This window comes from Pectobacterium carotovorum (assembly GCA_016415585.1).
In the GTDB taxonomy this organism is placed as follows: domain Bacteria; phylum Pseudomonadota; class Gammaproteobacteria; order Enterobacterales; family Enterobacteriaceae; genus Pectobacterium; species Pectobacterium carotovorum_K.
The window spans coordinates 1287732-1313340 of record CP066552.1; the positions used below are offsets into that span (position 1 = coordinate 1287732).

Here is a 25609-nt window from a genome sequence, read left to right on the forward strand (position 1 = left end):
AGTAACGGATAGATCGTAAAGTCGCTGTAAACACGTCCCTGTGCGCTCGGCTTGCGCCATCCCTGGCGCAAACGCTTTACTCTTCTATTCCGTTACTACCGTTTTCGTTCTGCCAATAGGTTTGTTAACGGTCTGAGGCCAGCATAACCGGCCTGATTCTAGCTTCTATTTATGCTGCTTCGGTTTTTCTTTCCGGCTGCGTTACGGGCGTAGGCTTGTTGGCGGCCAGCGCGTTGAACGCAAAGTCATCGACGTTGATTGAGCGTAAGCGACTGGCTTCCGCTTTGGTCAGAATACCCGCTTCTTCTGCGGTAATCTGACCTTCGATCAGCGCCTGTTCTGCCAACTGATCCAATCGCATGAACGGCAGCGGTTTGTCGCTAGCCTTCGACAGGCGTTGGTAAATCGGCTCGGCGGCGATGATATCCAGCAGCGCCTCTTCCAACAGCCCCACAGGGTTGTGCTCACTGGCAACCAAATATTGGCCGCGTCCCAGACGGCTGCGCGTTTCCGATGGTGTTTGCAGAATCTTCGCGACCTCATGGTCGAGGCGGTCAGACGGCGCAGCGCAGCGCAGACCTAGCGGGAAGATAATAAAGGTCAGCAGCCCCGCTACAGCACGATTCGGGAAGTTACGCAGCAGATCGTCCAGCGCCTGCTCGGCCTGATGCAGGCTGTCCTGAACGCCCCAGTGCACCAGCGGTAAATCTGCTTTCTGACGCCCTTCATCCTCATAGCGTTTCAGCGTCGCGGAAGCTAAATAAAGCTGGCTGAGAATATCCCCGAGACGCGCGGAGATACGCTCACGACGTTTCAGGCTACCGCCCAATACCGCCATCGACACATCCGCCAGCAGCGCCAGGTTCGCGCTGAGTCGGTTGAGCTGCTGATAGTAGCGACGTGTTTTGTCATTGACTGGTGCACTGCTCAGGCGGCCGTTGGTCAACCCAAGCCAGAAGCTGCGCACTTTGTTGCTGCCAACGTGGCCGATGTGACCCACCAGCGCACGGTCAAAGCGTGATACGTCGTTATCCTGCGCGGCTGCCATCTCTTCCAGCACATAAGGGTGACAGCGGATGGCACCTTGCCCGAAGATGATCATACTGCGCGTCAGGATATTCGCCCCTTCCACGGTGATCGCAATCGGTGCGCCTTGATAGCTGCGCGCCAGGAAGTTGGACGGGCCAAGACAGATGCCTTTACCGCCGGCGATATCCATCGCATCCAGTACGCTGCGCTGACCGCGGTGGGTACAGTGATATTTGACGATAGCGGAGAGCACCGCCGGTTTTTCACCCTGCATGATACCGCTGGTAATCAGCGTCGCAGCGGCGTCCATCACGTAAGCGTTACCCGCAATGCGTGCCAGCGGTTCTTCGATGCCTTCCATCTTACCGATGGAGATTTTGAACTGGCGGCGAATGTGGGCGTAAGCACCGATACCGAGGGCAATCGACTTCAGTCCGCCGGTAGAGTTGGACGGTAGCGTAATGCCGCGCCCGACTGACAGGCACTCCATCAGCATACGCCAGCCCTGACCTGCCATCTTCGCGCCGCCGATGATGTAATCCAGCGGAACAAAAATATTCTCACCCTGCGTTGGTCCGTTCTGGAACGGCACGTTCAGCGGGAAATGGCGACGGCCGATTTTAACGCCGTCGGTATCCGTCGGAATCAACGCACAGGTAATGCCTACGTCATCTTGATCGCCTAACAGATGGTCGGGATCGTACAGCTTAAAGGCCAGCCCCAGCACGGTGGCGACAGGGGCGAGTGTGATATAGCGTTTATTCCAGGTCAGGCGCATGCCCACGACCTGTTCGCCGTGCCAGTTGCCGTAGCAGACTATGCCGGTATCGGGAATCGAGCCCGCATCGGAACCCGCTTCCGGGCTGGTCAGCGCAAAGCAGGGGACTTCCTGACCGCGTGCCAGACGTGGCAGGTAGTGATCTTTTTGCGCTTCCGTACCGTAATGTTGCAGCAGTTCACCGGGGCCGAGTGAGTTAGGCACGCCGACGGTGATCGCCACAATGCTGGAAACGCCCGCCAGTTTTTGCAGCACCTGTGCCTGTGCATAGGCAGAGAATTCCAGCCCGCCATATTGCTTCTTGATGATCATGGCAAAGAAGCGGTGTTCTTTTAAAAATTCCCACAGTTCTGGCGGAATATCGGCGCGTTCGTGGGTGATTTCAAAGTCGTTTGCCATTCGGCAGGCTTCAGCAACCGGCCCGTCAATAAAGGCCTGCTCTTCGGCGGTCAACTGTGGACGTGGATAGTTATGCAGCTTTTTCCAGTCCGGCGCGCCGCGGAACAGGTCGCCTTCCCACCAGGTTGTCCCAGCATCAATCGCTTCTTTCTCCGTGTTCGACATCGGCGGCATGACCTTCTGGAACATGCGCAGCGCGGAAGCAGAAACCAGCTTTTGGCGCAGGGCGGGAACCGTAATCGGAACCAGCAGAACCACGAGCGGAATCATTAACCAGACGGGCCACAGCAACATGGCGGACATGGCCGCGAAGTAGGCCAGTAGGATGGCACTGCCGAGCAGCAGATTGAGCCGATGATAAAACATCGCTCCGATGATAATCAGTAGGAGGAGGATACTGACAGCAACCATAACGTGTCTCCAGCATTGTGATCGAATTGAGGGTTTTCAGCTTTCCACCGAGCGTTGTGTGGCAGTAGAAAGCGAGAACCGTGTCATCAGTGAAATAAGGCGTAGTAGGTCAATATCATAAGAGGTCTGACCTGTTGCTTATATTCGTTGTAGTTTATCTGATTATTTTTATCAATTCGTTTACATCATAATTACAACTCACTTCACAAACCGAGCGGCAGTCGTGCGTTTTCTGATGGGCATCAGCGATCCTCTCGATCCCGTGATTACGTGCTTCTCGCTGTTGGTACTATCCGCTACACTGCTGAACAGAAAAGAATGTTGTCACCAGACAAAATGAGAGGATTCCATGTATCAGGATTTAATCCGTAGTGAACTGAAAGAAGCGGCAGAAACACTGAATAATTTCTTGAGTGATGATGCGAACATTCAGTCGATTCAAAATGCTGCGGTGCTGCTGGCTAACGCGTTTAAAGCGGGCGGTAAAGTGATTTCCTGCGGTAACGGTGGTTCACACTGTGATGCCATGCACTTTGCCGAAGAGCTGACGGGCCGCTACCGCGAGAATCGACCGGGCTATCCGGCCATTGCGATTTCCGATCCGAGCCACCTGTCCTGCGTCAGCAACGATTTTGGCTATGACTTTGTCTTCTCTCGCTATGTTGAATCGCTGGGGCGTGAAGGCGATGTGCTGCTGGGGATTTCCACTTCGGGTAACTCCGGCAACATTATTAAAGCCATTGCGGCGGCAAAAGCGAAAGGCATGAAGGTCATTACGCTGACCGGGAAAGACGGCGGTAAAATGGCAGGTTCGGCCGACGTGGAAATTCGTGTTCCGCATTTCGGTTATGCCGACCGTATTCAGGAAATCCATATCAAAGCGATTCACATCCTGATTCAGCTGATTGAAAAAGAGATGGCGGATCAGTAAGCCACATTAATTCGCTCTAAACGGGCAAGAAGGGAAGGGTAGGAAGTCAGATGTGTGAACTGCTGGGGATGAGCGCGAATGTGCCGACGGATATCTGCTTTAGCTTTACCGGGCTGATACAGCGCGGTGGGAAAACCGGACCGCATCGGGATGGCTGGGGAATTACCTTTTATGAAGGGAACGGCTGCCGTACGTTCAAAGATCCGCTGCCAAGCTATAACTCGCCGATTGCGCGATTGGTGCAGGATTACCCTATCAAATCGTGTGCGGTGGTTTCACACATCCGGCAAGCCAACCGCGGTGCGGTGTCGCTGGAAAATACCCATCCCTTTACGCGTGAGCTGTGGGGGCGGAACTGGACGTTCGCCCACAACGGGCAACTGAAAGGCTACCATTCCCTGAAAACAGGCATGTTTCGCCCTGTTGGCCAGACGGACAGCGAATTTGCTTTCTGCTGGCTGCTGTCCCAATTGGCTGAGCGCTACCCGCGTACACCGGGCAACTGGCCAGCGGTATTCCGCTATATTGCCAAACAGGCAGATGTCTTGCGGGAGAAAGGCGTGTTTAACATGCTGCTGTCGGACGGGCGCTTTGTGATGGGGTATTGCTCAACCAAACTCTACTGGATCACTCGCCGCGCGCCGTTTGGTAAAGCGACGCTGTTGGATCAGGATGTGGAGATTGATTTCCAGCAGCAGACGACACCCAATGATGTCGTCACCGTGCTGGCAACTCAGCCGCTAACGGGCAACGAAACCTGGCATCAGATTATGCCAGGTGAATTCGTTCTATTTTGTTTCGGCGAGCGCATACTTTAAGGTCGGCTGGCTGGTCATCAATGGTGGGTTAACGACGTATTGTCCGTTAAACACCGTGACGGCCGGTGGCTGATTATGCTGATTAAAATAGGTGTACCCCGGCTGAAGCTGTTTCCAGAAGCTGGCGTAGGTGGAATTACGGTGGCGCTGCATGTTCTGTTCTGTCATACGGAACGGGTAGATGGCGATATCAATCTTCGCTTGCCCGTTGCGTAGCGCCGCTTCGGCATAGCGATAAATCTCATCCATATAGGTGTTGGTCATGGCATAGCAGCCAACCGACACACACTCACCGTGGATCATCAAATAACGACCGGAATATCCCTGTGATTTATCATAGTCGTTGGGGAAACCGATATTGATCGCGCGGTAATATTGGCTGTCTGGCTTAAGCTGACGCAGGTCAACTTGATAAAAACCTTCCGGGCTTTTTAAATCCCCCTCAACGCGTTTTGGTCCTAATCCACCCGAATATTTACAGATGGGGTATTGTTCCAATAAACGGTATTCGTTACCGACTTTCGCATAAAGTTCGAATATTCGCTCTTCTTTAAAGATCTGAATATAGATCGGAGAGCCTAATAATTGCTGTTTTAATTCTTTTGCTATCGGCGCTAGCGGTGGTGCGGTCTCGCTGGCTGCGCTGGTAACAACAAGAGAAGGCAAAAAAAACAACATCGCAAACGACAGCGCGATTTTTTGCATTATGGTTCCTGATAATAAAATTGCCTGCTACATGCGGCATCCGCGTCGCGCTACTGGTGTTTTAGCGAAAGCGTTGGGGCTGCCGTTATCGGTATCTATTTCGTCGGCGAATAGGCAACGACGAAAACGAAATCACATTATCATTGGTTTCATATTAATCAAGCGTTGAAAAGCGCTAAAAAATAACATTTACAAAAAACGGCCCGAAAGGATGCGGGCCGTTCAAATTTGAGGTCGTTAATTGTGGGAAAGCGCATCAGGCGCGGGTGGCTTCTATCATCATAATGTCGGTGACAAAGGAACCATCAACCTGTACCTCAAAATGCTGTACCACCTCATCCGGCAGCGTTTTTTGCAGTTCACGAATCGCAACAGCGAAATGTTCTGGCGTGCGCATACGTGCGATCCAACTGCTGAACTCCAGCGTCAACCTGTCGCTGGTGACGTTACGCACGATGAACCCTGCTTCCACAAACAGACTTAACCATTCACCGGGCGCATAATTACGTACGTGCGAAGTATCGCGCAGCTTCTCTACCGTCTGCAAATAGCTGTCCAGCAGCGGATGACCGGGCGAAACGACATCCATCATGATAACGCGTCCACCCGGTCTCAGAACGCGCCGCATTTCCCGTAACGCCTGACCGACATCATGCCAGTGATGGGCGGAATAACGGCTGATAATGATATCCGCACTGCCGTTATCGAACGGTAAGGTTTCGGCTACGCCTTGCTGTACGCGGATGTTATTCAGTCCTTTTTCTGCGGCAGCCTGACTCACCACGTCCAGCATTTGGGAAGACAGGTCGTAGGCGACAACCTCTGCGACGGCCTGTGCGGCGACGAAGCTGGCATGGCCAGCACCGCAGCCGACGTCGATCACGCGCGCCTGCGGGAAGGGCGCTAATAAAGCCGCCAGCCGGGTTAAATCTTTGCCCTGTGCATGCACCGCACTGGTCAGGTAGTTCTGCGCCTGTGAGCCGAACTGATGTTCGACGCGATGACTATGGTTCTGTTTTTCTTCCATCATTGCTCTCGCTTTATCCGAATTGCTTTCGTTTCATCATGGGGTAAACGGCGGCGCGCCAGCCACTAAAGAAGACGTCGGTCTGAACACACTATAATGAGGGAAAAATACGGGTACAATATGAGCATTTATACGGGTATAAAATACTCCCTGTTTGATTAACACCTCTTTCACTCATGCTGTTGTCATCACGAACTCGCCTTGACGAGCGGGATGAAAAGGACACCTGACTATGTCTGCACATTCGTTTATGTCTGCCAATTCTCTGAGCGGCCCAAAAGCGCTGGGGGCTTTCTTACGGGCGCTGCGTGAGCGGACTACGCCGGAAATGGTGGGGTTGCCAGCGTCCGGGCGGCGGCGCACCAGTGGGTTACGCCGCGAAGAGCTGGCGCAAATCGCCCGAATCAGCACCACCTGGTATACCTGGCTTGAGCAGGGGCGTGATGTGTCCGCTTCGGCATCGGCTTTGCTCCGCGTGTCGCAGGCGTTAAAACTGGAACCCGCAGAGCACGATTATCTTTTTAGCCTTGCTGGCGTGAAGGATCCCCAGAAGCAGAATAGGGCAATGTCGCCGGATGCGCAGATTGCCGCCAGCCTGCATCACATCACTTGTCCTGCGTATCTTCTGGATGGTAGCTGGAATATGCTGGCGTGGAATGCACCGTCGGAACAGTTGTTTGCCGGATGGCTGGGACACGATCCCGAGCCAAACCTGCTGCGTTTCATGTTTCTGAATCCGCTAGCTCAATTGCTGGTGGTCAATTGGCCGGAACGAGCGAAGCGGGTAGTGGCGGAGTTCCGCGCAGAATCAAGCCATTACGCGCCTACTGACGCTGTTCGGCACATCGTGATGTCGCTGTGTGAAGAAAGCCGCGAGTTTGCTCTCTGGTGGTCGCAGCAGGCAGTAACCGCGCGTGAAGGCGGCGAGCGACGTTTCCACCATCCTTTGCTTGGCGATATCGCCTATCATCAACAGACTTTCCATCCTGCCATGCAGGGCGAATTTAAGCTGGTTATGCTGATCGCGCAGTAAACGCCGCAGGCATCGCGCAGCTTGTCTATACTGACTTTGATCTGTATATTTATACAGTATCATCGGAGGGCCAGTATGCGCAAAATCATTCATGTTGATATGGACTGCTTCTACGCAGCAATTGAGATGCGTGATAACCCGCGCCTGCGCGATATTCCTTTGGCGATTGGTGGAAGCGCCGATCGCCGTGGCGTCATTAGCACCGCGAACTATCCTGCCCGACGCTACGGTGTCCGTAGCGCGATGGCAACGGCAACCGCCTTGCGCCTGTGTCCACACCTCACGTTGTTGCCGGGTCGCATGGAGGTGTATAAGTCCACCTCGCGCCAAATCCGTGAGATCTTCTCCCGCTACACGTCGCTGATCGAACCCCTTTCTCTGGATGAAGCCTATCTGGATGTCACTGATAGCCCACACTGTAACGGTTCGGCGACGCGTATCGCCGAAGAAATCCGTCGAACCATCGCCGATGAACTGAATCTGACCGCCTCGGCGGGGATTGCACCCATCAAGTTTCTGGCGAAGATCGCGTCTGAATTAAATAAGCCGAATGGACAATATGTGATTACACCGGAGCAGGTGGATGATTTCCTGCTGACGCTACCGCTGGAGAAGATACCCGGCGTCGGGAAGGTGACGGCGAAGCGGCTGGAAGAACGTGGCCTGCATACCTGTGCCGATGTTCGGGTGTATGCGCTGGCAGATCTGCTTAAAGAATTTGGTAAGTTTGGCCGTGTGCTGTGGGAGCGATGTCAGGGGATCGATGAGCGACGGATTTCACCCGATCGGCTTAGGAAGTCGGTCGGCGTGGAGAAGACGCTGGCGCAGGATATTCACGACTGGGAACAGTGTGAAAACCTGATCGAACAGCTCTATGAGGAGCTGGAAGTCCGCCTGAAACGGGTGAAGCCCGATCTGCATATTGCGCGTCAGGGCGTCAAACTCAAGTTTGATGATTTCCAGCAAACCACGCAGGAACATGTGTGGCCAGTATTGAATAAACAGGATCTGTTGAAGATTGCGCAGCAAACCTGGCAGGAGCGGCGTAAATCCAGAGGCGTCCGGCTGGTTGGGCTACATGTGACGCTGCTCGACCCGCAAATTGAGCGACAGCTGGTGTTTGATTGGGGATAAAGCTGTTCAGTTGAGGATAAAAAAGGGCGACGTCTATGCGCCGCCCTGATTTTTACGACTACGCGATTAAGCACGTGACGGAATCGCTTTCAGCAGCGCTGTCAGCAATTTCCAGTACAAATCGACGCTGCCGATATGCACTTGCTCATCCGGGGAGTGCGGCCCGGTGATGGTCGGCCCGATGGAGACCATATCCATGTCTGGGTACGGTTTTTTGAACAGACCACATTCCAGACCGGCGTGAATCACCATGATGTTCGGCGTCTTGTTGAACAGCTTCTGATACGTTTCACGCACCAGCGCCATGACCGGCGAATGGGCATCCGGCTGCCAGCCAGGGTAGCCACCTTTCGGTGATGTTTTCGCGCCAGCCAACTGGCCCAGCGCCGTCAGCGTACCGACGACGGCGTCTTTACCGCTGTCGATCAGGGAACGAATCAGGCAGATGATTTCTGCGTGGTCGTCTTCCATCGTGACAACGCCGAGGTTCAGTGACGTTTCTACCACGCCTTTGACTTCGTCGCTCATGCGGATCACGCCGTTCGGCGTGGCGTTGAGCAGTGCCAGCAGGCGATCGCGGCTGTCCTGCGTCAGCGGGTGCTCATTGCTGTCGCTGGCTTCCACCAGTACGGTCACGTTTTTCTCAACGGCGGACAGTTCATTTTTCAGCACGGCCAGATACTCTTGGCTCAGCGCTTTCAACTGCTCGACGTTAGCGGCAGGCAGTGACAGCGTGGCGAAGGCTTCACGCGGAATCGCGTTACGCAGCGTCCCACCGTTCAGATCGAGAATGCGGATATCCAGCGCTTGCGCCTGTTCGAACAGGAAACGAGCCAGCAGTTTGTTGGCGTTGCCCAGCCCCAAATGGATGTCACAGCCGGAGTGGCCGCCTTTCAGCCCTTTAATCGTCAGCTTCAGCGTGTGATAACCGGCAGGTGGCAGTTCGCGCACCAGCGGCAGGCGGGTGATGAAGTCAATACCGCCGGCGCAACCCATGTAGATCTCGCCTTCTTCTTCCGAATCGGTATTGATCAGGATTTCGCCCTGAAGCCAGTTAGGTTGCAGGCCAAACGCGCCATCCATACCGGCTTCTTCCGTCATCGTCAGCAGCACTTCCAGCGGGCCGTGCTCAACGCTTGGATCGGCCAACACTGCCAGAGCAGAAGCCATACCGATACCGTTATCCGCGCCTAGCGTGGTGCCGCGTGCTTTCAGCCACTCACCGTCAACGTAAGGTTGGATCGGATCGGTGGTGAAATCGTGTACGGTGTCGTTGTTTTTCTGTGGCACCATGTCCAGATGCGCCTGCAACACGACAGGTTTGCGATTTTCCATGCCTGCGGTTGCCGCTTTGCGCAGCAGAATATTGCCGACCTGATCGCGCTCGGTATAGATGCCTTTCTCTTTAGCCCATTCCAGAATGTGCGCAGCCAGCGCTTCTTCATGATAAGAAGGGTGTGGGATAGAACAGATCTTGGCGAAAATATTCCACAGAGGCTGGGGGGAAAGTTGAGATAATTCAGACACTATTTGAGTCTCCTTTTTAGCCACCTATCTTCGCACTCTGGCGTGCAGGCGCTACAGGTTAAAAATTAATCGCAGTTAGCCACGGAACATGGCGCGTCAACACAGAATATCATTTTCCATCAAAGCAGGGGAATTGCCGTCGGCCCCGTCTTATTTTTCCTGCTGCAATATGAACCAACGGGTTCGGCAGGGCGCAGGTTGTCAGGAAAAACTCGATTCTCACGTTGAGAAAAACTGGTTTTTATGTTGTTGGCTATCTATAATCTCGCGCAACCTTTTTCCCCCCTCAGACTCAACTTAAGCCGTTTTTTATTCGGCTGGGATATATTTTATGAGCGAAAAGTACGTCGTAACTTGGGATATGTTGCAAATTCATGCCCGCAAACTGGCACAGCGTTTACTGCCTGCCGATCAATGGAAAGGCATCATTGCCGTCAGTCGCGGTGGTCTGGTTCCTGGCGCGCTGCTGGCGCGTGAGCTGGGCATTCGTCACGTTGATACCGTTTGCATCTCCAGCTATGACCATGACAACCAACGCGAAATGAAAGTAATCAAGCGTGCCGAGGGAGATGGCGAAGGGTTCATCGTAGTTGACGATCTGGTTGATACTGGCGGTACGGCGAAGGCGATTCGTGATATGTACCCGAAAGCGCACTTTGTGACCATTTTCGCCAAACCTGCTGGTCAACCGCTGGTCGATGACTACGTGATTGATATTCCACAGGATACTTGGATTGAACAGCCGTGGGATATGGGCGTGGTGTTTGTTCCGCCTTTGTCTGGCCGTTAATCGCCAGAGCGAATATCGATTTCCCCCAATGCTCGGTTTAGCCGGGCATTGTTGTTTTTGACGATTGTTGTTTATGGCGACGGTTGTTTCTGAACTGTCATCATTTCTGCCACAGGATTTGATCCGATCGTGTGTTTCTGCCGTTGATATTTGTCTTCTCTGGCCTGAATTCGTTACACTTTAGTGGGTGACGAAAACGTCGTCTGATGTCCGCTAACAGCGGTTTACATTAACGGAGGCTGCTGTGGCGCAAGCTAACCTGTCTGAAACGCTATTCAAACCATCCTTTAAACATCCAGAAACCTCGACGTTGGTCAGACGTGCGCGGAATAGTCAGGACGTGCAGGGGCTGCATTCTACGCTGGAAGGGGAGAAGACCCATAGTTGGTATCGGATGATTAACCGGCTGATGTGGATTTGGCGTGGTGTTGACCCGTGGGAAATCGAAGACGTACTGTCGCGCATCGCTGCTAGTAAGGCCGACAGAAGTAATGAACAACTGCTCGATACGGTGATCGGCTACCGCGGCGGTAACTGGATTTATGAATGGGCGAAGCAGGGCGCAGACTGGCAGCAGCGGGCCACGGAAAATGAAGATGACGCGCAAACCGGGCAACTCTGGTTGAATGCTGCCAACCTCTACAGCATTGCTGCCTATCCGCATATTAAAGGTGATGAGCTGGCGGAGCAGGCGCAAACGCTTGCAAACCGCGCCTATGAAGAGGCCGCCAAGTACCTGTCTTACGAACTCAAAGAACTGACCTTCCCGATTGCTGGCGGCGGTACGCTGACCGGTTTTCTGCATATGCCTGCGCAGGCGAAAGCGCCTTTCCCAACGGTGCTTATGTGCGGCAGTCTGGAAATGTTGCAGAGCGATTATCATCGCCTGTTTCAGGACTATTTTGCGCCAGCGGGCATGGCAATGCTGACGATTGATGTCCCCTCAGTTGGATTTTCTTCCCGTTGGAAGCTGACTCAGGATTCCAGCTTCCTGCATCAGCAGGTCTTGCGCGCGCTGCCGGATGTCCCGTGGGTCGATCACACCCGCGTTGTCGCGTTTGGCTTCCGTTTTGGGGCCAACATTGCCGTTCGGCTGGCGTATCTGGAATCGCAGCGCTTGCGCGGTGTGGCCTGCCTTGGCCCGGTAGTTCACCATCTGTTAAGCGATCCGAATCGTCAGCAGCAGGTGCCGGATATGTTTATGGATGTGCTGGCGAGCCGGCTGGGTATGCCGTTCTCGACGGATGCCTCGCTGAAAACCGAGCTGGGGCGCTATTCGCTGAAAACGCAGGGGCTGCTAGGACGCCGCTGCCCGACGCCGATGCTGGCAGGCTACTGGGATAACGATCCACTCTGCCCGAAAGAAGAGGCCAGCCTGATTGTGAATTCATCCGCACAAGGGAAACTGCTGGCGGTTAATTTCTCGCCGGTGTACCAGAATTTCCACCGCGCACTACAGCAAATCAGCGGTTGGTTGCAGGATAAAGTGTGTTGAACATGATGCATAAAAATCCTGACGTCGAACAGTAACCTGATCCCAGGTGGTTGATAAATTGCCATTCTCTGCTAAAAAGAAAGTTCAACCAAAGGAGATCGTAGATGATGTTACCGAGTGGACACCTCAAAAGCCGGCTCATGAAAAACTTTATGGCACTGGGGCCTTATATCCGTGAAGCACAGTGTGAAGGTTCCGCATTCTTCTTTGATTGTCTGGCGGTCTGCGTCAACATCAAACCAGCGCCAGAACAGCGGGAGTTCTGGGGCTGGTGGCTGAATTTGGAAGATACCGGTGAAGTCTTTGCCTATGAGTATTACTACGGCTTATTTGATAAGCAGGGCAATTGGCGCGAGGAAAAGATCAAGGATAAAGCCGTGATGGAGCAGGTAGAAAATGCCAAACAAGCTTTCCATGTTCGGCTGGAGAAAATGCTGCACTCGCTGGAACCCGCCTGTACCCTTGTCGTTCGACCGTGATACTTCCCCGACGATCCCCGATTTATTCGCAGGTTTTCGCGTTGTGCCTGTTGGCATAACGCGTCTGTCCTGCTACAACGTTTTCCTTATTCTTATTTTTTGACATTCAACGGCAGAAAAATTATGAGCGGCAGCCAGACTTTGGTTGTGAAACTGGGCACCAGCGTGCTAACCGGCGGTTCGCGCCGTCTTAACCGCGCCCACATTGTTGAACTGGTGCGCCAGTGCGCGCAGCAACATGCGGCAGGGCATCGGATTGTTATTGTCACCTCAGGGGCGATTGCCGCCGGACGTGAACATTTGGGTTACCCCGAACTCCCGGCCACGATTGCGACCAAACAACTGCTGGCCGCCGTGGGTCAAAGTCGCCTGATTCAACTGTGGGAACAGCTGTTTTCCATCTACGGTATCCACGTCGGACAAATGCTGCTGACGCGTGCGGATATGGAAGATCGTGAGCGTTTCCTCAACGCGCGCGACACCATGCGAGCGCTACTGGATAGCAATATCGTCCCGGTCATTAATGAAAACGACGCCGTTGCGACCGCCGAAATCAAGGTCGGTGACAACGACAACCTGTCTGCGCTAGTGGCGATTCTGGCCGATGCGGATAAGCTGCTGCTGCTGACCGATCAGGCTGGGCTGTTTACCGCCGATCCGCGCAATAATCCTGATGCTGAACTGATCCGTGAAGTCACCGGTATCAACGATGCGCTGCGCAGCATTGCGGGCGACAGCGTGTCTGGTCTCGGAACGGGTGGCATGTCGACCAAATTGCAGGCTGCTGATGTGGCCTGCCGCGCCGGTATCGACGTGGTGATTGCCGCAGGCAACAAACCGGGTGTGATTGGTGATGTGATTGCCGATATTTCTGTCGGAACGCGTTTTCATGCACTGGATGCGCCGCTGGAAAGCCGTAAACACTGGATTTTTGGCGCACCGCCGGCAGGGGAAATCACCGTTGATGACGGCGCGCTCTCGGCGATCCTCGAGCGCGGCAGTTCGCTGCTGCCTAAAGGTATTCGCACCGTAGAAGGGAATTTCTCCCGTGGTGAAGTGATCCGCGTGCGTAGTCTGGCGGGGCGCGATGTGGCGCATGCTGTGACGCGTTATAACAGCGATGCGCTGCGTATGATTGCCGGACACCACTCTCAACAGATTGCCGATATTCTTGGCTACGAATATGGTCCGGTGGCTATCCACCGCGACGATATGATTATCAATTAAGGAGTTCGCGATGCTTGAACAAATGGGTAAAGCGGCAAAAGCGGCCTCTTATCAGCTAGCGGTCTTGAGCACGGCTCAGAAAGATCGTGCGTTGCTGACGATAGCGGATTTGCTGGAAGCCGAGAGCGAGACGATTCTGGCAGCTAACGCGCTGGATTTAGCCGATGCACGCCAAAATGGCATGAGTGCGGCGTTACAGGATCGTCTGCTCTTAACGCAGGAAAGACTGAGCGCGATTGCCAGCGATGTGCGTCAAGTATGCCGTCTGACCGATCCGGTAGGGCAGGTGATTGATGGCAGCATGCTGGATAACGGGCTTAAGCTGGAGCGTCGTCGTGTGCCGCTGGGCGTAGTTGGCGTGATTTATGAAGCGCGTCCGAACGTCACCATTGATGTGGCGTCCCTGTGCCTGAAAACCGGTAACGCGGTGATTCTGCGCGGTGGCAAAGAGACGTATCGCACTAATGCAGCAACGGTAAAAGTGATTCAGCAGGCACTGTCACAGTGCGGCCTGCCTGCCGCTGCGGTGCAGGCAATTGAAAGCCCGGAGCGTGAGCTGGTCAATCAACTGCTGAAGCTCGATCGCTACGTGGATATGCTGATTCCGCGCGGTGGTGCAGGTCTGCATAAGCTGTGTCGCGAACAATCGACAATTCCGGTCATCACTGGTGGTATCGGCGTTTGCCACATTTATGCTGACGACAGCATCGATTTCGACAAAGCGCTGACCGTCATTGAAAGTGCTAAGGTACAGCGCCCTAGCGCCTGCAACAGCCTGGAAACGCTGTTGGTCAATCAACGTATCGCTGACCGTTTCCTGCCGGAACTGAGCAAAAAAATGGCGGCGTCTGGTGTTACGTTACATGCCAGCCCGTCAGCAATGCCTTACCTGACCGATGGCCCGGCAAGCGTCGTTGCCGTGGAAGATGCCAACTACAATGATGAATGGCTCTCTAACGACCTGAACGTCACGCTGGTGGACGATCTGGATGCGGCGGTGGCCCATATCCGCGAACATGGTACACAGCACTCTGATGCGATTCTGACGCGCTCCTTGGGCAATGCAGAACGCTTCGTGCGTGAAGTGGACTCCTCTGCGGTGTATGTCAACGCCAGTACGCGTTTCACCGACGGCGGCCAGTTTGGCCTCGGCGCGGAAGTGGCAGTCAGTACCCAGAAACTGCATGCGCGCGGTCCAATGGGGTTGGAAGCGCTGACCACCTATAAGTGGATTGGTTATGGCGACGATCTGATTCGTGTGTAATTTTTTTGCTGCCTGAAGGCAGCAGGGTTCTCTGTTATGAGTAGAGAAGATGACAGAGAACCCTTTACTTTTACACCGTATTTGAAATTCTAAAAAAAATATCAATGATGACCTTGCGCAAGCCCTCCCGCCCCGTCAGGAAGCCCAATCACTACATTTTGCATCATTCCCTGATCCTCATGATCCAGAATATGGCAATGCAATACAAACTCACCGATATAGCGTTCATAACGTGTACGAATAGAAATTTTGTATGACCCGTTGGAGCGTTAATGGAGCTTAATGGTTATGTTACTTTTTATCCATAATGTATCCTTCCAGACGCCTTTCAGACCAGCGTACTGTGAGATACTACCATCCGCTTCCTTCGCGCCCTGCATACTCACGTCATTGCCATTTGGATCGAGAATCTGAATAATTTCGAAAGGATTTACATGAATATGGAAAGGATGACTAGCGAAATAGGATTGTAATTGCCATTCCTGCGCGGTTCCAAGTACCAATGGGCGCTCGATCTGGGTAGGGGAATAGGAATGAGAGCCAGCAGGGCTATAGGTTCCATCGCTATTTTTTACTACAGAAAATGAATTACCCACTTCAAACGTCGGGGGCGTCTTGGTTGTATCAATGTAAAACACCAGTTCCTGCGCTGGGACATGGCTCACCTCTTCGTCAGTAATAGGCGGATGGGGAACAAATTTGGTCAGCTTAAGGCCCTCTTTCAAACTACTGACAATTTCTTTGGCCAGCTCGGGTTGATAAGCCTTCTGCGCACGCTCGATCAGTTGCTGAGTTGTTGACGCTATGGGGTCGCTTGTAGGGTTCCCGCCTTTGACTCTGACGAAACCCAGCACCGAGCGTGCTTTGTCTTCACGCGAGGCGTTATCCGCTGCTTTTACCGGTGGATTGACAATACAATAGAGGCCATCTTCAGGGAAATTGACAAGTAGATCATTGCGATAGCCGGGTTGCAGGGTAGTATTAGTTTGTACCAGTCCCTGGGGCATAGTCAGTCCGTCAGCTGCGACGACAGCATAAGGGCTCGGTGAGCCAGTGCAGAGATCGCGTACAAAACGATCCTCATCTGCTGCGCTAAGGTCCTTTTCTCGTGAGAGAAAATCATTGGTATTGAGTTTACGAAACTCTACTTTAATAGTCTCACGCACCCCAGCATGAACCAGACGCCAGCGTTCAACCTGACCAGCTTTGGTATTGGCAAAAACAGGCCTTACTCGGCCGTTGACTGTAGTAAAACGACCCGAATCATCCCATGATCCTGGCTCGAATTGCTTATAAGAGGCTACTTCGCCAGGGTTACATGACCAGTCAATAGATCCATCTGGTTTTTCCTTCAGCTCGCCATCCTTGAGGCAGGCATAGGGAATTTGCTCAAAAACCAGCGGATGTTCAGGGAATGGTTTACCATCCGTGGTCTTCAGCAGTGTATCGATATCGCCGTTTGACGTTTCGGTTGGCATACGATTCCCACGAATAACAAGCGCACCAGCCATACCACTGCCAACCTGAACTGCGGTTGAACCATGCTTATGCGGGTGATACCAAAATGTTCCAGAAGGATGATCGGAGGGAATGTTATATTCATATTCAAACTTCACACCTGGGTTAATTGACAACAGGACATTATCGCTATTCCCGGTTGGGCTAACCCAAAGCCCGTGGCTATGTAGATTGGTGTAGTTGTAACAATGTGGGACGTTAATGTTATCATTTTTTTGCTGCAATCAGGTTCGGGAGGTAACTGGTTATCGAGTCTTATTCTGACAGTATCTCCCGGCATGGCTTCAATCGTTGGGGCTATAAAAGGGTGGTAGGGATCGACACCTGTGCCGCTATAGCTACGTAAGCGTACTTTATCGGGGTGTCCTTGTGCTGGATTGTGAATTAATCCCTCTATATATTTCACTTTAAGATCTAAAGTTTGCTCTCGACCTGCATGAGGCTGAGCTGGATTATCAGTTTTCATTAGATAAAGTGTTCCAGACGGCATCATTGACGATTCGGTCAGTATGGGAGGGTTCATGAATGTATTTACTTGCGACTCATTTTTTGCTTCTTGAGCATCTACATTAGGTAGATAAAAATTGAATAGAAAAACAGTCGCGCTGAGAAATAATTTTCTATATGCCATATCTTCCCTATGCCTTAATTTTTTAAGTTTATACGAATTTATTTTTATAAATGAGTTTTTTTACCTCGCTATTTTTTTTTGCAATTAATTTAATGGTTAAATTAAAGTATAAATTTATAAAATTTCAAAATTGATAAACATCATATTGAATGTTTATGATTTTCAATGAATATTTTCTATTTTTTTATGGAGGAGTATTTTTTAAATTTATATTTAGCCTAATTATTTTATAGGAGGGATAATGATTTTTACGAAAATTTATTTTTTGAGTAAATGGTAGTAAGCGCGTGTCATGTGGACGAAGGAAAGCTCTGACGACAATGAAGGATGGCTTGTTAACAATCCTGACGCCATACAGATATACCCGTCATACTTCAAGCTGCTTATGCGTTGGCAATACTCGGCTCATCTCTGAACCTCGGCCTTAAGGGCTGACGAATCCCCAGAAAAGGAGACAGGCATCGAGTTTTATGATCTACTGATTTTCGCCAAAAAATTCAATGAGATATCCCTGTACCTGTCCGTAAAGTATGCCAGACTTTTTTCCGTGATACTTTAGCTTCGACACATCAATATCGGCAAAATGCGCTTATTGATTCAACCACTGCGTAGTTTTGTTGAATAAATCGAACTTTCAGGTGACTGGCGGATCTGATCACGACAGTTCGTTTCAACACAGATCCTCATGGCAAAGCAAAAGTTTAAAATCACCAACTGGTCTGCCTACAACAACGCGCTCAGGCAACGTGGTTCACTGACGGTCTGGCTTGATGAATCAGCGATTGCCGCATGGACCGACAACGCACAACCTGAAGGTCGTGGCCGACCACTTCACTACAGTGAAATCTCGCATCTGGTCATCGACAGTACCGGTCTGAAGGTCTTCGGCGAAGGCGAATGGAAAGTCAGGCAGTACGGGACAGATAAGCACAGAGTATGGAGAAAACGCCATCTGGCGGCAGACAGTGTCACACATGAGACTATCTGTGCCGATTTATCTCTCAGTGGAACCACTGATGCGCAGGCTCTTCCTGTGTTGATAAACCAGACTCACCGCAAAATCAAACAAGCCTCAGAAGATGGCGCTTACGATGTCTGCTACTGGTATGATGCCCTGATGAAGAAAAAAATCAGGCCACTCATCTCGCCGCGAAAGGGTGCGCAATACTGGCCCGACAAGTACCCTGAGCGTAACCATGCAGTGGCGAATCAGCACCTGAGCGGAAGTAATGGCGTCTGGAAAAAGAAAGTGGGTTATCACCGTCGCTCAGTGGCAGAAACGGCTATGTTCCGTATCAAAACCCTGCTGGGTGGTCATCTGAGCCTGCGGGACTATGACGCGCAGGTGGGTGAAGCGATGGCGATGGTTAACGCGCTGAACCGAATGACGTTATTGGGTATGCCGCACAGCGTCCGGATCGCGTAACAAGGGTTCCAGTTGGAGCCATCCTGTCGGCTGACTCTGATTTATTCAACAAAGCCTCTTTCTGATACTTCATGTGAAGAAGACCGTGGGTTTAGGGTACGTGGCGTACAGCGCGTCCGTTAAGCCGAAAAATTATAGTATATGGTGTTATTAGTACGGAAAATTATCAGAACTGCCTTATCAATATAAGGGTGATGATAAAACCAGCATACGACCGCCAAGCGCTTGACTTGGCGTACCATTATCACTAATTTGTCACCCCGTAGTTCACGTCTGGCTCTCGCCACGACGATCCCAAAGCCGATATAGCTCAGTTGGTAGAGCAGCGCATTCGTAATGCGAAGGTCGTAGGTTCGACTCCTATTATCGGCACCATTCACTTATATCTTATTGATTTAATTAACGTTAAATTCATTCAAAGTGAAATCGCGTAGCCTCTACTACATAGAGGTCATACAGCCGATGGCTCAACGTGATAATCTGTATCGCCGTAGCAGCGGTATTTATGTTGTCCGTATTGCAGTTCCCGCCCGATACCGTCTCTACACGGGACAGCGTGAGATTCACGCTTCAACAGAAACAAACGACATCAGAAAAGCGAGAGCGATTGCCGCAGGTTTATTGGTTGTCTGGCAGCGATGTCTGGGTGAGTATCAAAAATTGGATAGAGAAAAGTTGGTAAGCAGTGCGCCTGCTTTGGCTGGAGAAGGAATGATCAGCCTCGCTGAATTTTGCGGTTTAACGAGCGCTTCCCTGCAACAAGTGGCGCAGCGACTACTTGATACGAATATCCCGCTTTTTTGGCTTGCTGATGGGCGTCCTGCCTACTATGTAGAAGACCTCTCACTCGTTGATAAGGATGATCCTGGGGCTTCTGGATTTATCATCGATAGTGCCATTAACATCGGGATCAGAGGTTCTCTGAACGGTTATATTCAGCCCTTGGTTGCCTCACGTATATTACGTCAGATGATAGCAGGCGAGACGCTGGAAGCAGAAACCGCGTTTAAATCCTCAGAGGCTTCATCCAAAGCTGCATGGTTCGTTGACTTTCCCGGTGTCGAAATCTCACCTACTTCATTAATGATTCATCGTGTGCAAGCTGAGCGCTTACGATTATTTTGGCTGTCATATAGTCCCGTGCTCTCTCCTGCAACTCCTGAGAAGCCAAAAGCAATATCCACTGCAATATTGTCCCCATCATTGCCAGAGAATGAGTATGTAAATCGTAAATACTACTCTGTGAAAATGAGCGAGCTATGTGAAAAATATATTCGCTACAAGCGCGGGGGGAAATTCACGGAAAAGGCAGAGAATCGAGTTCGGGAAGGTTTTAGCCTACTGGTTGAAGTCATGGGTGATCCAAAGCTTATAAAAGTAGATCGTGACTATCTCCGTGAGTATGAGAGCTTACTAAGGTCGATACCTGCACGGCGTGATTTGGCTAAAATCCGATACAAAATCAATGACATTCATAAGCTGGTGGTTAAAGCAAAAGAGAATGGCGACTCTCTAATGAGCGATAACACCGTTCGTAAATATATGCGGGTTATCTTCGAAGCTTTCAGGTGGGCTGATGGAGAAGGTATTTTTATTAAGTCCCCAGCGAATCAATTCTTCGCACCTGTAGAAAATGAAAAGATGGATCAGGACTTCAAAGCTGATTTCACTGATGAGGATTTGCGCGCTATTTTTAACTGCCCTTGGTTTAAACGTGGAACTGTGGATAGAAATAGCGAGGGACGCTTCCATCATTACCGTGCATTTCATTACTGGTTGCCACTCATCGGATTCTTTACCGGAGCAAGGATTAATGAGTTATGCCAACTTTATCTAGATGATATTAAGCAGGATGCGACCGGGTTTTATTTCTTTGAAATCAACAACGATCGGGCCGATCAGTCACTGAAAACGATTAATTCACGAAGAAAAATACCGTTGCATCCGACATTGATAAAACTTGGATTAATCCGCTATTGCGAAGCATTGAAGAAAGCAGGTCATGCGCGTTTATTTCCAGAGCTTCCTTACCACCCTGTAAAAGGATATGGCGATAAAGCTTCGGACTGGTTTAATCGCTCGTTGCTCAAAAAACGGTTAGGCTTTGAAAAAGACAGCAAAAAATCTTTCCATTCATTCCGTCACACGTTTTCTACCAGGCTCAAACAAGCAGGAATCGACAGCGAGACGCGTGCGCAGTTTGTTGGACATATCCGCGGTTCTGGAGAGACGGAGAACCGATATAGCAAAGATCATCCACCAGCAGCCCTCTATGCTGTGCTTGAGAGCGTTACGTTAGGGCTACCAGAAGTTGCTCCATTTGTTTGCGAAGATGGTGTAGATGCGGTAGCTGATGCGCTACAAATTAAAAGAAATAATAGAGAGCGTAATCTTAAACAATAAACATAAGTTTGAGTGTTTTTGTTAGCTGTCTGATTTAATTTGTTTGTTATAATAGAGACTGTAATTAAAATTGTGTAATTGCCTGTTTTTGATATGTTCACTCCAACAACGGAGACAGGCAAACGATGGACGAAAAGAAACTTAAAGCACTGGCTGCTGAATTGGCTAAAGGCCTTAAAACCGAAGCCGACCTCAATGCGTTTTCCCGCATGCTGACGAAGTTAACCGTCGAAACCGCGCTCAATGCAGAACTGACTGAGCATCTCGGGCACGAAAAAAATGCCCCTAAATCAGGCTCCAATACCCGAAATGGTTACTCGTCTAAAACCGTGTTATGTGACGACGGTGAGATTGAACTAAGCACGCCACGTGACCGTGAAAACACCTTCGATCCGCAACTGATAAAGAAAAATCAGACGCGCATCACGCAGATGGACAGCCAGATTTTATCCCTGTACGCCAAAGGTATGACGACCCGTGAAATCGTTTCTACATTCAAAGAGATGTACGATGCCGATGTGTCGCCCACGCTGATATCCAAAGTCACCGATGCGGTTAAAGAACAGGTGACAGAATGGCAAAATCGTCCGTTAGACTCACTGTATCCCATTGTTTACCTTGATTGTATTGTGGTGAAAGTCCGTCATAGCGGCAGTGTCATTAACAAAGCGGTATTCCTCGCTCTGGGTATTAACACCGAAGGCCAGAAAGAGCTGCTGGGTATGTGGCTGGCCGAAAACGAAGGCGCGAAGTTCTGGCTAACAGTGCTGACGGAGCTTAAAAACCGAGGACTTCAGGACATCCTGATTGCCTGCGTGGACGGCTTGAAAGGCTTCCCAGAGGCCATCAACAGCGTCTATCCGCAGACACATATCCAACTGTGCATCATCCACATGGTGCGAAACAGCCTGAAATACGTCTCGTGGAAGGATTACAAGGGCATCACCAGCGGGCTGAAAGCGGTGTATCAGGCCCCAACCGAGGAAGCGGCGTTGATGGCGCTGGACACATTCGCGGGCATCTGGGATGAGAAATACCCCCAAATCAGCAAAAGCTGGCGTGCGCACTGGGAAAATCTCAACACGTTCTTTGGCTACCCGCCGGATATCCGCAAGGCTATCTACACCACCAATGCCATCGAGTCGCTGAACAGTGTGATTAGGCAGGCGATAAAGAAACGTAAGGCGTTCCCGACAGATGATTCGGTACGTAAAGTGATTTATCTGGCGATACAGTCGGCCTCGAAAAAATGGAGTATGCCGATCCAGAACTGGCGGCTGGCAATGAGCCGTTTTATTATCGAGTTCGGTGACCGCCTGAGCGATCACCTTTAATACGGTGGCAATTACACAGAATTATGGACAGGCTCGTTTCGAGTTTTGATTCAAACCATCTATTTCATTCATATTCATTTATAAAAACGTATTGTAATGATGCAAAGCAACTTTTTTTACTAACTCATAACTTTACGTTTTTCAAATTGGCACGCGACTGGTTCAATACAAACAATAAAAACAGAAAAAGGAAAGAAAAAATTGAAAACGCATTTTTCTATACCATTGAACCCAGTGCTGTTACGCCTCGCTCATCAGCAATATGTAATGCTGACCCGAGTTTAATTGATTACAACTCAGAATATCATTATATCTTTGATACTTTGTATAAGCATAAAGAACATCCTCGACTAACTCGTGAGCCAGGGTGGGATCCCACTTTACTTATTGAAATAGAGAACTTATTTCGATTTCATTGATCTGAGTTTTATCTCCCCCCAACACTCAGTGAAAGACAATGACCATCTTTAATTATATCAATGAAATACCCGACCCTCGCTGCGAGACGAATAAAAAGCATGAATTGATGGACGTCATTTTCCTCACCTTTGCTGCCGTGCTCAGCGGCGCATCGGGTTGGAAAGCCATACAGCAATTCGGTGAGTGCCAACTCCCGTGGCTGAGACAGCATTCTCCTTTTGCTAATGGTATTCCAAAACGTCATTGTATCGCCAATATTATCAAGGCATTAGATAGCCAGTCCCTGATGTCGGCACTGTTAAGCTGGATTAATGAACGTCGCAGTGGTAATGGCAGAAAACAGATAGCAATTGACGGTAAAACACTTCGCGGAACGGGCAACGGCTTTTTAGCGCAAGCCCTGCATGTCGTCAGCGCTTACGACATTGGCAATGGTATTGCGTTGTATCAACAACTTACTGAAAGAAAAGGTAAAGAAGGACCAGTGGCCCGCCAGCTTATTGAATGTCTGTCGCTGGAAAATGCCACCGTCACGCTGGATGCTCTTCATTGTCAGGTGGAGACATTGCAGCTTATCTGTCAGCGTAAAGGCGAGTTTATCGTCGGCATTAAAGGGAACCAAAAAAAGCTGTATGAATTTGTTAAACAGCGTTTTTCTTCATGTTATGACGATGAAGGGCTGGCGACGCACAGTGAAAATAATCAGGCGCATGGGCGGACGGAATATCGTCAGGTGATGCAGATAGATGCGGACCTTCCCGAGGAGTTAAAACAACGCTGGCCGACAATTCGTACGTTAATAGAAGTGGTGAGTGAACGTGGTGAGCGGGGAAAGGTGGTACACAGAGAGTCGCGTTGGTATGTCAGTTCGTTGGCGGTAGACGCACGGGTAGCGTCACAAATGATACGCGAGCATTGGTGTATAGAAAATCAACTGCATTGGGTATTGGATGTGGTTTTCAGAGAGGATGAGATGAACCTGAAAGACCCGGAAGGAGCGGCGCATATGGCGCTGTTCAATCGAGTCGCGTTGAGTGTTCTGAAACAGCATGAAGGTAAAAAAGATAGCATAGCGGGCAAACGACAATGTGCCGGATGGTCAGGAGATTTTCGTAGCGAGGTTATCTTTGGTTAATTCATCGACAAAGTGGAATCCCGCCCTGACTCGTGAGCAGGCATTCTTTACAGCAAATCTATCTCGTAAATTGTTAGAATCATTTTTAAACTTCAAATACCCAAAACATAGATCAGATTTATCACAACTAATGGATGTTGCTGCAAAAAATTGTGTTGTCTTTGATAGCAATAAAAAAGAAAAGGTTTATCGCTTCATTAACAAATATTCCCATAGTGCTGTTATCGAAATGAATGAAGATATTGCTGAAAATTTAATAGGTGAAGGCACAAACGTAATCGGAGATATCTTTTTATGGATAGAAGAAATTGACAAGGTTCATTATGATGAAATGGTAAGTGTTTGCCAGAAAAACTGATAGTTGCATCCCCCCAATTGTTATGGGGGATGCCATATTATAAGAGCCTGTCCATAATTCTGTGTAATTGCCACCGTATTAAAGGTGATCGCTCAGGCGGTCACCGAACTCGATAATAAAACGGCTCATTGCCAGCCGCCAGTTCTGGATCGGCATACTCCATTTTTTCGAGGCCGACTGTATCGCCAGATAAATCACTTTACGTACCGAATCATCTGTCGGGAACGCCTTACGTTTCTTTATCGCCTGCCTAATCACACTGTTCAGCGACTCGATGGCATTGGTGGTGTAGATAGCCTTGCGGATATCCGGCGGGTAGCCAAAGAACGTGTTGAGATTTTCCCAGTGCGCACGCCAGCTTTTGCTGATTTGGGGGTATTTCTCATCCCAGATGCCCGCGAATGTGTCCAGCGCCATCAACGCCGCTTCCTCGGTTGGGGCCTGATACACCGCTTTCAGCCCGCTGGTGATGCCCTTGTAATCCTTCCACGAGACGTATTTCAGGCTGTTTCGCACCATGTGGATGATGCACAGTTGGATATGTGTCTGCGGATAGACGCTGTTGATGGCCTCTGGGAAGCCTTTCAAGCCGTCCACGCAGGCAATCAGGATGTCCTGAAGTCCTCGGTTTTTAAGCTCCGTCAGCACTGTTAGCCAGAACTTCGCGCCTTCGTTTTCGGCCAGCCACATACCCAGCAGCTCTTTCTGGCCTTCGGTGTTAATACCCAGAGCGAGGAATACCGCTTTGTTAATGACACTGCCGCTATGACGGACTTTCACCACAATACAATCAAGGTAAACAATGGGATACAGTGAGTCTAACGGACGATTTTGCCATTCTGTCACCTGTTCTTTAACCGCATCGGTGACTTTGGATATCAGCGTGGGCGACACATCGGCATCGTACATCTCTTTGAATGTAGAAACGATTTCACGGGTCGTCATACCTTTGGCGTACAGGGATAAAATCTGGCTGTCCATCTGCGTGATGCGCGTCTGATTTTTCTTTATCAGTTGCGGATCGAAGGTGTTTTCACGGTCACGTGGCGTGCTTAGTTCAATCTCACCGTCGTCACATAACACGGTTTTAGACGAGTAACCATTTCGGGTATTGGAGCCTGATTTAGGGGCATTTTTTTCGTGCCCGAGATGCTCAGTCAGTTCTGCATTGAGCGCGGTTTCGACGGTTAACTTCGTCAGCATGCGGGAAAACGCATTGAGGTCGGCTTCGGTTTTAAGGCCTTTAGCCAATTCAGCAGCCAGTGCTTTAAGTTTCTTTTCGTCCATCGTTTGCCTGTCTCCGTTGTTGGAGTGAACATATCAAAAACAGGCAATTA

General features: G+C 50.5%; 19 protein-coding genes, 1 tRNA gene and 2 pseudogenes. 16 read left to right on the plus strand and 6 right to left on the minus strand.

Features of this window, described 5'->3' with window-relative positions; translation table 11 throughout:
* Positions 1 to 169: 169 nt before the first annotated feature.
* Positions 170 to 2617 (minus strand): acyl-CoA dehydrogenase FadE, encoded by a 2448-nt coding sequence (gene fadE / locus JFY74_05775; protein QQG29553.1) that lies wholly within the window; start codon positions 2615 to 2617, stop codon positions 170 to 172.
* Between the two features lie 349 nt (positions 2618 to 2966).
* On the opposite strand from fadE, the gene lpcA reads away from it, so the two are divergent.
* Positions 2967 to 3548, plus strand: a complete 582-nt coding sequence (gene lpcA, locus JFY74_05780; protein ID QQG29554.1) for a D-sedoheptulose 7-phosphate isomerase — start codon at positions 2967 to 2969, stop codon at positions 3546 to 3548.
* A 50-nt stretch (positions 3549 to 3598) separates the two neighbouring features.
* A complete protein-coding gene (locus JFY74_05785) occupies positions 3599 to 4366 on the plus strand; it encodes a class II glutamine amidotransferase (protein QQG29555.1) in 768 nt (255 codons plus the stop codon).
* Here JFY74_05785 and JFY74_05790 read toward each other — a convergent pair.
* Both JFY74_05790 and JFY74_05795 read right to left on the minus strand, forming a co-directional pair.
* A complete protein-coding gene (locus JFY74_05790; GenBank protein QQG29556.1) occupies positions 4337 to 5071 on the minus strand; it encodes a murein L,D-transpeptidase in 735 nt (244 codons plus the stop codon). The two genes, JFY74_05785 and JFY74_05790, sit on opposite strands and share 30 nt — an antisense overlap.
* Before the next feature lie 256 nt (positions 5072 to 5327).
* Positions 5328 to 6101, minus strand: a complete 774-nt coding sequence (locus tag JFY74_05795) for a methyltransferase domain-containing protein (GenBank protein ID QQG29557.1) — start codon at positions 6099 to 6101, stop codon at positions 5328 to 5330.
* Positions 6102 to 6330: 229 nt separating this feature from the next.
* Here JFY74_05795 and JFY74_05800 point away from each other — a divergent pair, with 229 nt between their 5' ends.
* Both JFY74_05800 and dinB read left to right on the plus strand, forming a co-directional pair.
* Positions 6331 to 7131 carry a helix-turn-helix domain-containing protein gene (locus JFY74_05800; protein QQG29558.1) on the plus strand — a complete coding sequence of 267 codons (801 nt, stop codon included), beginning with the start codon at positions 6331 to 6333 and terminating at the stop codon, positions 7129 to 7131.
* Positions 7132 to 7206: 75 nt separating this feature from the next.
* Positions 7207 to 8265: a DNA polymerase IV gene (gene dinB, locus JFY74_05805; protein ID QQG29559.1), complete on the plus strand. Its 1059-nt coding sequence runs from the start codon at positions 7207 to 7209 to the stop codon at positions 8263 to 8265.
* A 66-nt stretch (positions 8266 to 8331) separates the two neighbouring features.
* Here dinB and pepD read toward each other — a convergent pair whose 3' ends face one another.
* Positions 8332 to 9792: a beta-Ala-His dipeptidase gene (gene pepD, locus JFY74_05810; GenBank protein ID QQG29560.1), complete on the minus strand. Its 1461-nt coding sequence runs from the start codon at positions 9790 to 9792 to the stop codon at positions 8332 to 8334.
* A gap of 331 nt (positions 9793 to 10123) precedes the next feature.
* Here pepD and gpt point away from each other — a divergent pair, with 331 nt between their 5' ends.
* The 5 genes from gpt to proA all read left to right on the plus strand — a co-directional run bounded on the left by gpt (position 10124) and on the right by proA (position 15047).
* On the plus strand, positions 10124 to 10582 hold the full coding sequence (gene gpt / locus JFY74_05815; GenBank protein QQG29561.1) for a xanthine phosphoribosyltransferase: 459 nt from the start codon (positions 10124 to 10126) through the stop codon (positions 10580 to 10582).
* Positions 10583 to 10826: 244 nt separating this feature from the next.
* Entirely contained in the window at positions 10827 to 12077 is a 1251-nt protein-coding gene (gene frsA, locus JFY74_05820; protein QQG29562.1) for an esterase FrsA, read from the plus strand.
* A gap of 104 nt (positions 12078 to 12181) precedes the next feature.
* On the plus strand, positions 12182 to 12556 hold the full coding sequence (crl, locus tag JFY74_05825; GenBank protein ID QQG29563.1) for a sigma factor-binding protein Crl: 375 nt from the start codon (positions 12182 to 12184) through the stop codon (positions 12554 to 12556).
* Between the two features lie 123 nt (positions 12557 to 12679).
* Positions 12680 to 13783, plus strand: a complete 1104-nt coding sequence (gene proB, locus JFY74_05830) for a glutamate 5-kinase (protein ID QQG29564.1) — start codon at positions 12680 to 12682, stop codon at positions 13781 to 13783.
* Between the two features lie 10 nt (positions 13784 to 13793).
* Complete coding sequence (gene proA / locus JFY74_05835) at positions 13794 to 15047, plus strand: glutamate-5-semialdehyde dehydrogenase (protein QQG29565.1); 1254 nt, start codon at positions 13794 to 13796, stop codon at positions 15045 to 15047.
* Positions 15048 to 15148: 101 nt separating this feature from the next.
* Here the strand turns inward: proA and JFY74_05840 are convergent.
* A pseudogene (locus JFY74_05840) lies at positions 15149 to 17196 on the minus strand (multicopper oxidase domain-containing protein).
* 685 nt (positions 17197 to 17881) lie between these two features.
* Here JFY74_05840 and JFY74_05845 point away from each other — a divergent pair.
* From JFY74_05845 to JFY74_05875, 7 genes and pseudogenes are all read left to right on the plus strand, one after another.
* Positions 17882 to 18622, plus strand: a complete 741-nt coding sequence (locus tag JFY74_05845; protein ID QQG29566.1) for an IS5 family transposase — start codon at positions 17882 to 17884, stop codon at positions 18620 to 18622.
* A 299-nt stretch (positions 18623 to 18921) separates the two neighbouring features.
* Positions 18922 to 18997: transfer RNA gene (locus JFY74_05850), tRNA-Thr, on the plus strand.
* An 87-nt stretch (positions 18998 to 19084) separates the two neighbouring features.
* The gene (locus tag JFY74_05855; protein QQG29567.1) at positions 19085 to 21025 is read left to right on the plus strand and encodes a site-specific integrase; all 1941 of its coding nucleotides are present in this window, start codon (positions 19085 to 19087) and stop codon (positions 21023 to 21025) included.
* Positions 21026 to 21150: 125 nt separating this feature from the next.
* Complete coding sequence (locus JFY74_05860) at positions 21151 to 22359, plus strand: IS256 family transposase (protein ID QQG29568.1); 1209 nt, start codon at positions 21151 to 21153, stop codon at positions 22357 to 22359.
* Positions 22360 to 22394: 35 nt separating this feature from the next.
* A pseudogene (locus JFY74_05865) lies at positions 22395 to 22778 on the plus strand (AAA family ATPase).
* 38 nt (positions 22779 to 22816) lie between these two features.
* Positions 22817 to 23914: an ISAs1 family transposase gene (locus JFY74_05870; GenBank protein ID QQG29569.1), complete on the plus strand. Its 1098-nt coding sequence runs from the start codon at positions 22817 to 22819 to the stop codon at positions 23912 to 23914.
* Positions 23907 to 24272: an AAA family ATPase gene (locus tag JFY74_05875; GenBank protein QQG29570.1), complete on the plus strand. Its 366-nt coding sequence runs from the start codon at positions 23907 to 23909 to the stop codon at positions 24270 to 24272. Before JFY74_05870 ends, JFY74_05875 begins: the two co-directional genes overlap by 8 nt.
* Before the next feature lie 78 nt (positions 24273 to 24350).
* Here JFY74_05875 and JFY74_05880 read toward each other — a convergent pair whose 3' ends face one another.
* Positions 24351 to 25559 carry an IS256 family transposase gene (locus tag JFY74_05880; protein ID QQG29571.1) on the minus strand — a complete coding sequence of 403 codons (1209 nt, stop codon included), beginning with the start codon at positions 25557 to 25559 and terminating at the stop codon, positions 24351 to 24353.
* Between the last annotated feature and the right edge of the window lie 50 nt (positions 25560 to 25609).

Coding starts and splice junctions, on each gene's coding strand:
- lpcA (QQG29554.1), top strand. CDS start 2,967: ATGTATCAGGATTTAATCCGTAGTGAACTGAAAGAAGCGGCAGAAACA.
- JFY74_05790 (QQG29556.1), bottom strand. CDS start 5,071: ATGCAAAAAATCGCGCTGTCGTTTGCGATGTTGTTTTTTTTGCCTTCT.
- proB (QQG29564.1), top strand. CDS start 12,680: ATGAGCGGCAGCCAGACTTTGGTTGTGAAACTGGGCACCAGCGTGCTA.
- JFY74_05855 (QQG29567.1), top strand. CDS start 19,085: ATGGCTCAACGTGATAATCTGTATCGCCGTAGCAGCGGTATTTATGTT.
- fadE (QQG29553.1), bottom strand. CDS start 2,617: ATGGTTGCTGTCAGTATCCTCCTCCTACTGATTATCATCGGAGCGATG.
- JFY74_05795 (QQG29557.1), bottom strand. CDS start 6,101: ATGATGGAAGAAAAACAGAACCATAGTCATCGCGTCGAACATCAGTTC.
- JFY74_05785 (QQG29555.1), top strand. CDS start 3,599: ATGTGTGAACTGCTGGGGATGAGCGCGAATGTGCCGACGGATATCTGC.
- JFY74_05880 (QQG29571.1), bottom strand. CDS start 25,559: ATGGACGAAAAGAAACTTAAAGCACTGGCTGCTGAATTGGCTAAAGGC.
- gpt (QQG29561.1), top strand. CDS start 10,124: ATGAGCGAAAAGTACGTCGTAACTTGGGATATGTTGCAAATTCATGCC.
- JFY74_05870 (QQG29569.1), top strand. CDS start 22,817: ATGACCATCTTTAATTATATCAATGAAATACCCGACCCTCGCTGCGAG.
- crl (QQG29563.1), top strand. CDS start 12,182: ATGATGTTACCGAGTGGACACCTCAAAAGCCGGCTCATGAAAAACTTT.
- JFY74_05845 (QQG29566.1), top strand. CDS start 17,882: ATGGCAAAGCAAAAGTTTAAAATCACCAACTGGTCTGCCTACAACAAC.
- proA (QQG29565.1), top strand. CDS start 13,794: ATGCTTGAACAAATGGGTAAAGCGGCAAAAGCGGCCTCTTATCAGCTA.
- dinB (QQG29559.1), top strand. CDS start 7,207: ATGCGCAAAATCATTCATGTTGATATGGACTGCTTCTACGCAGCAATT.
- JFY74_05860 (QQG29568.1), top strand. CDS start 21,151: ATGGACGAAAAGAAACTTAAAGCACTGGCTGCTGAATTGGCTAAAGGC.
- JFY74_05800 (QQG29558.1), top strand. CDS start 6,331: ATGTCTGCACATTCGTTTATGTCTGCCAATTCTCTGAGCGGCCCAAAA.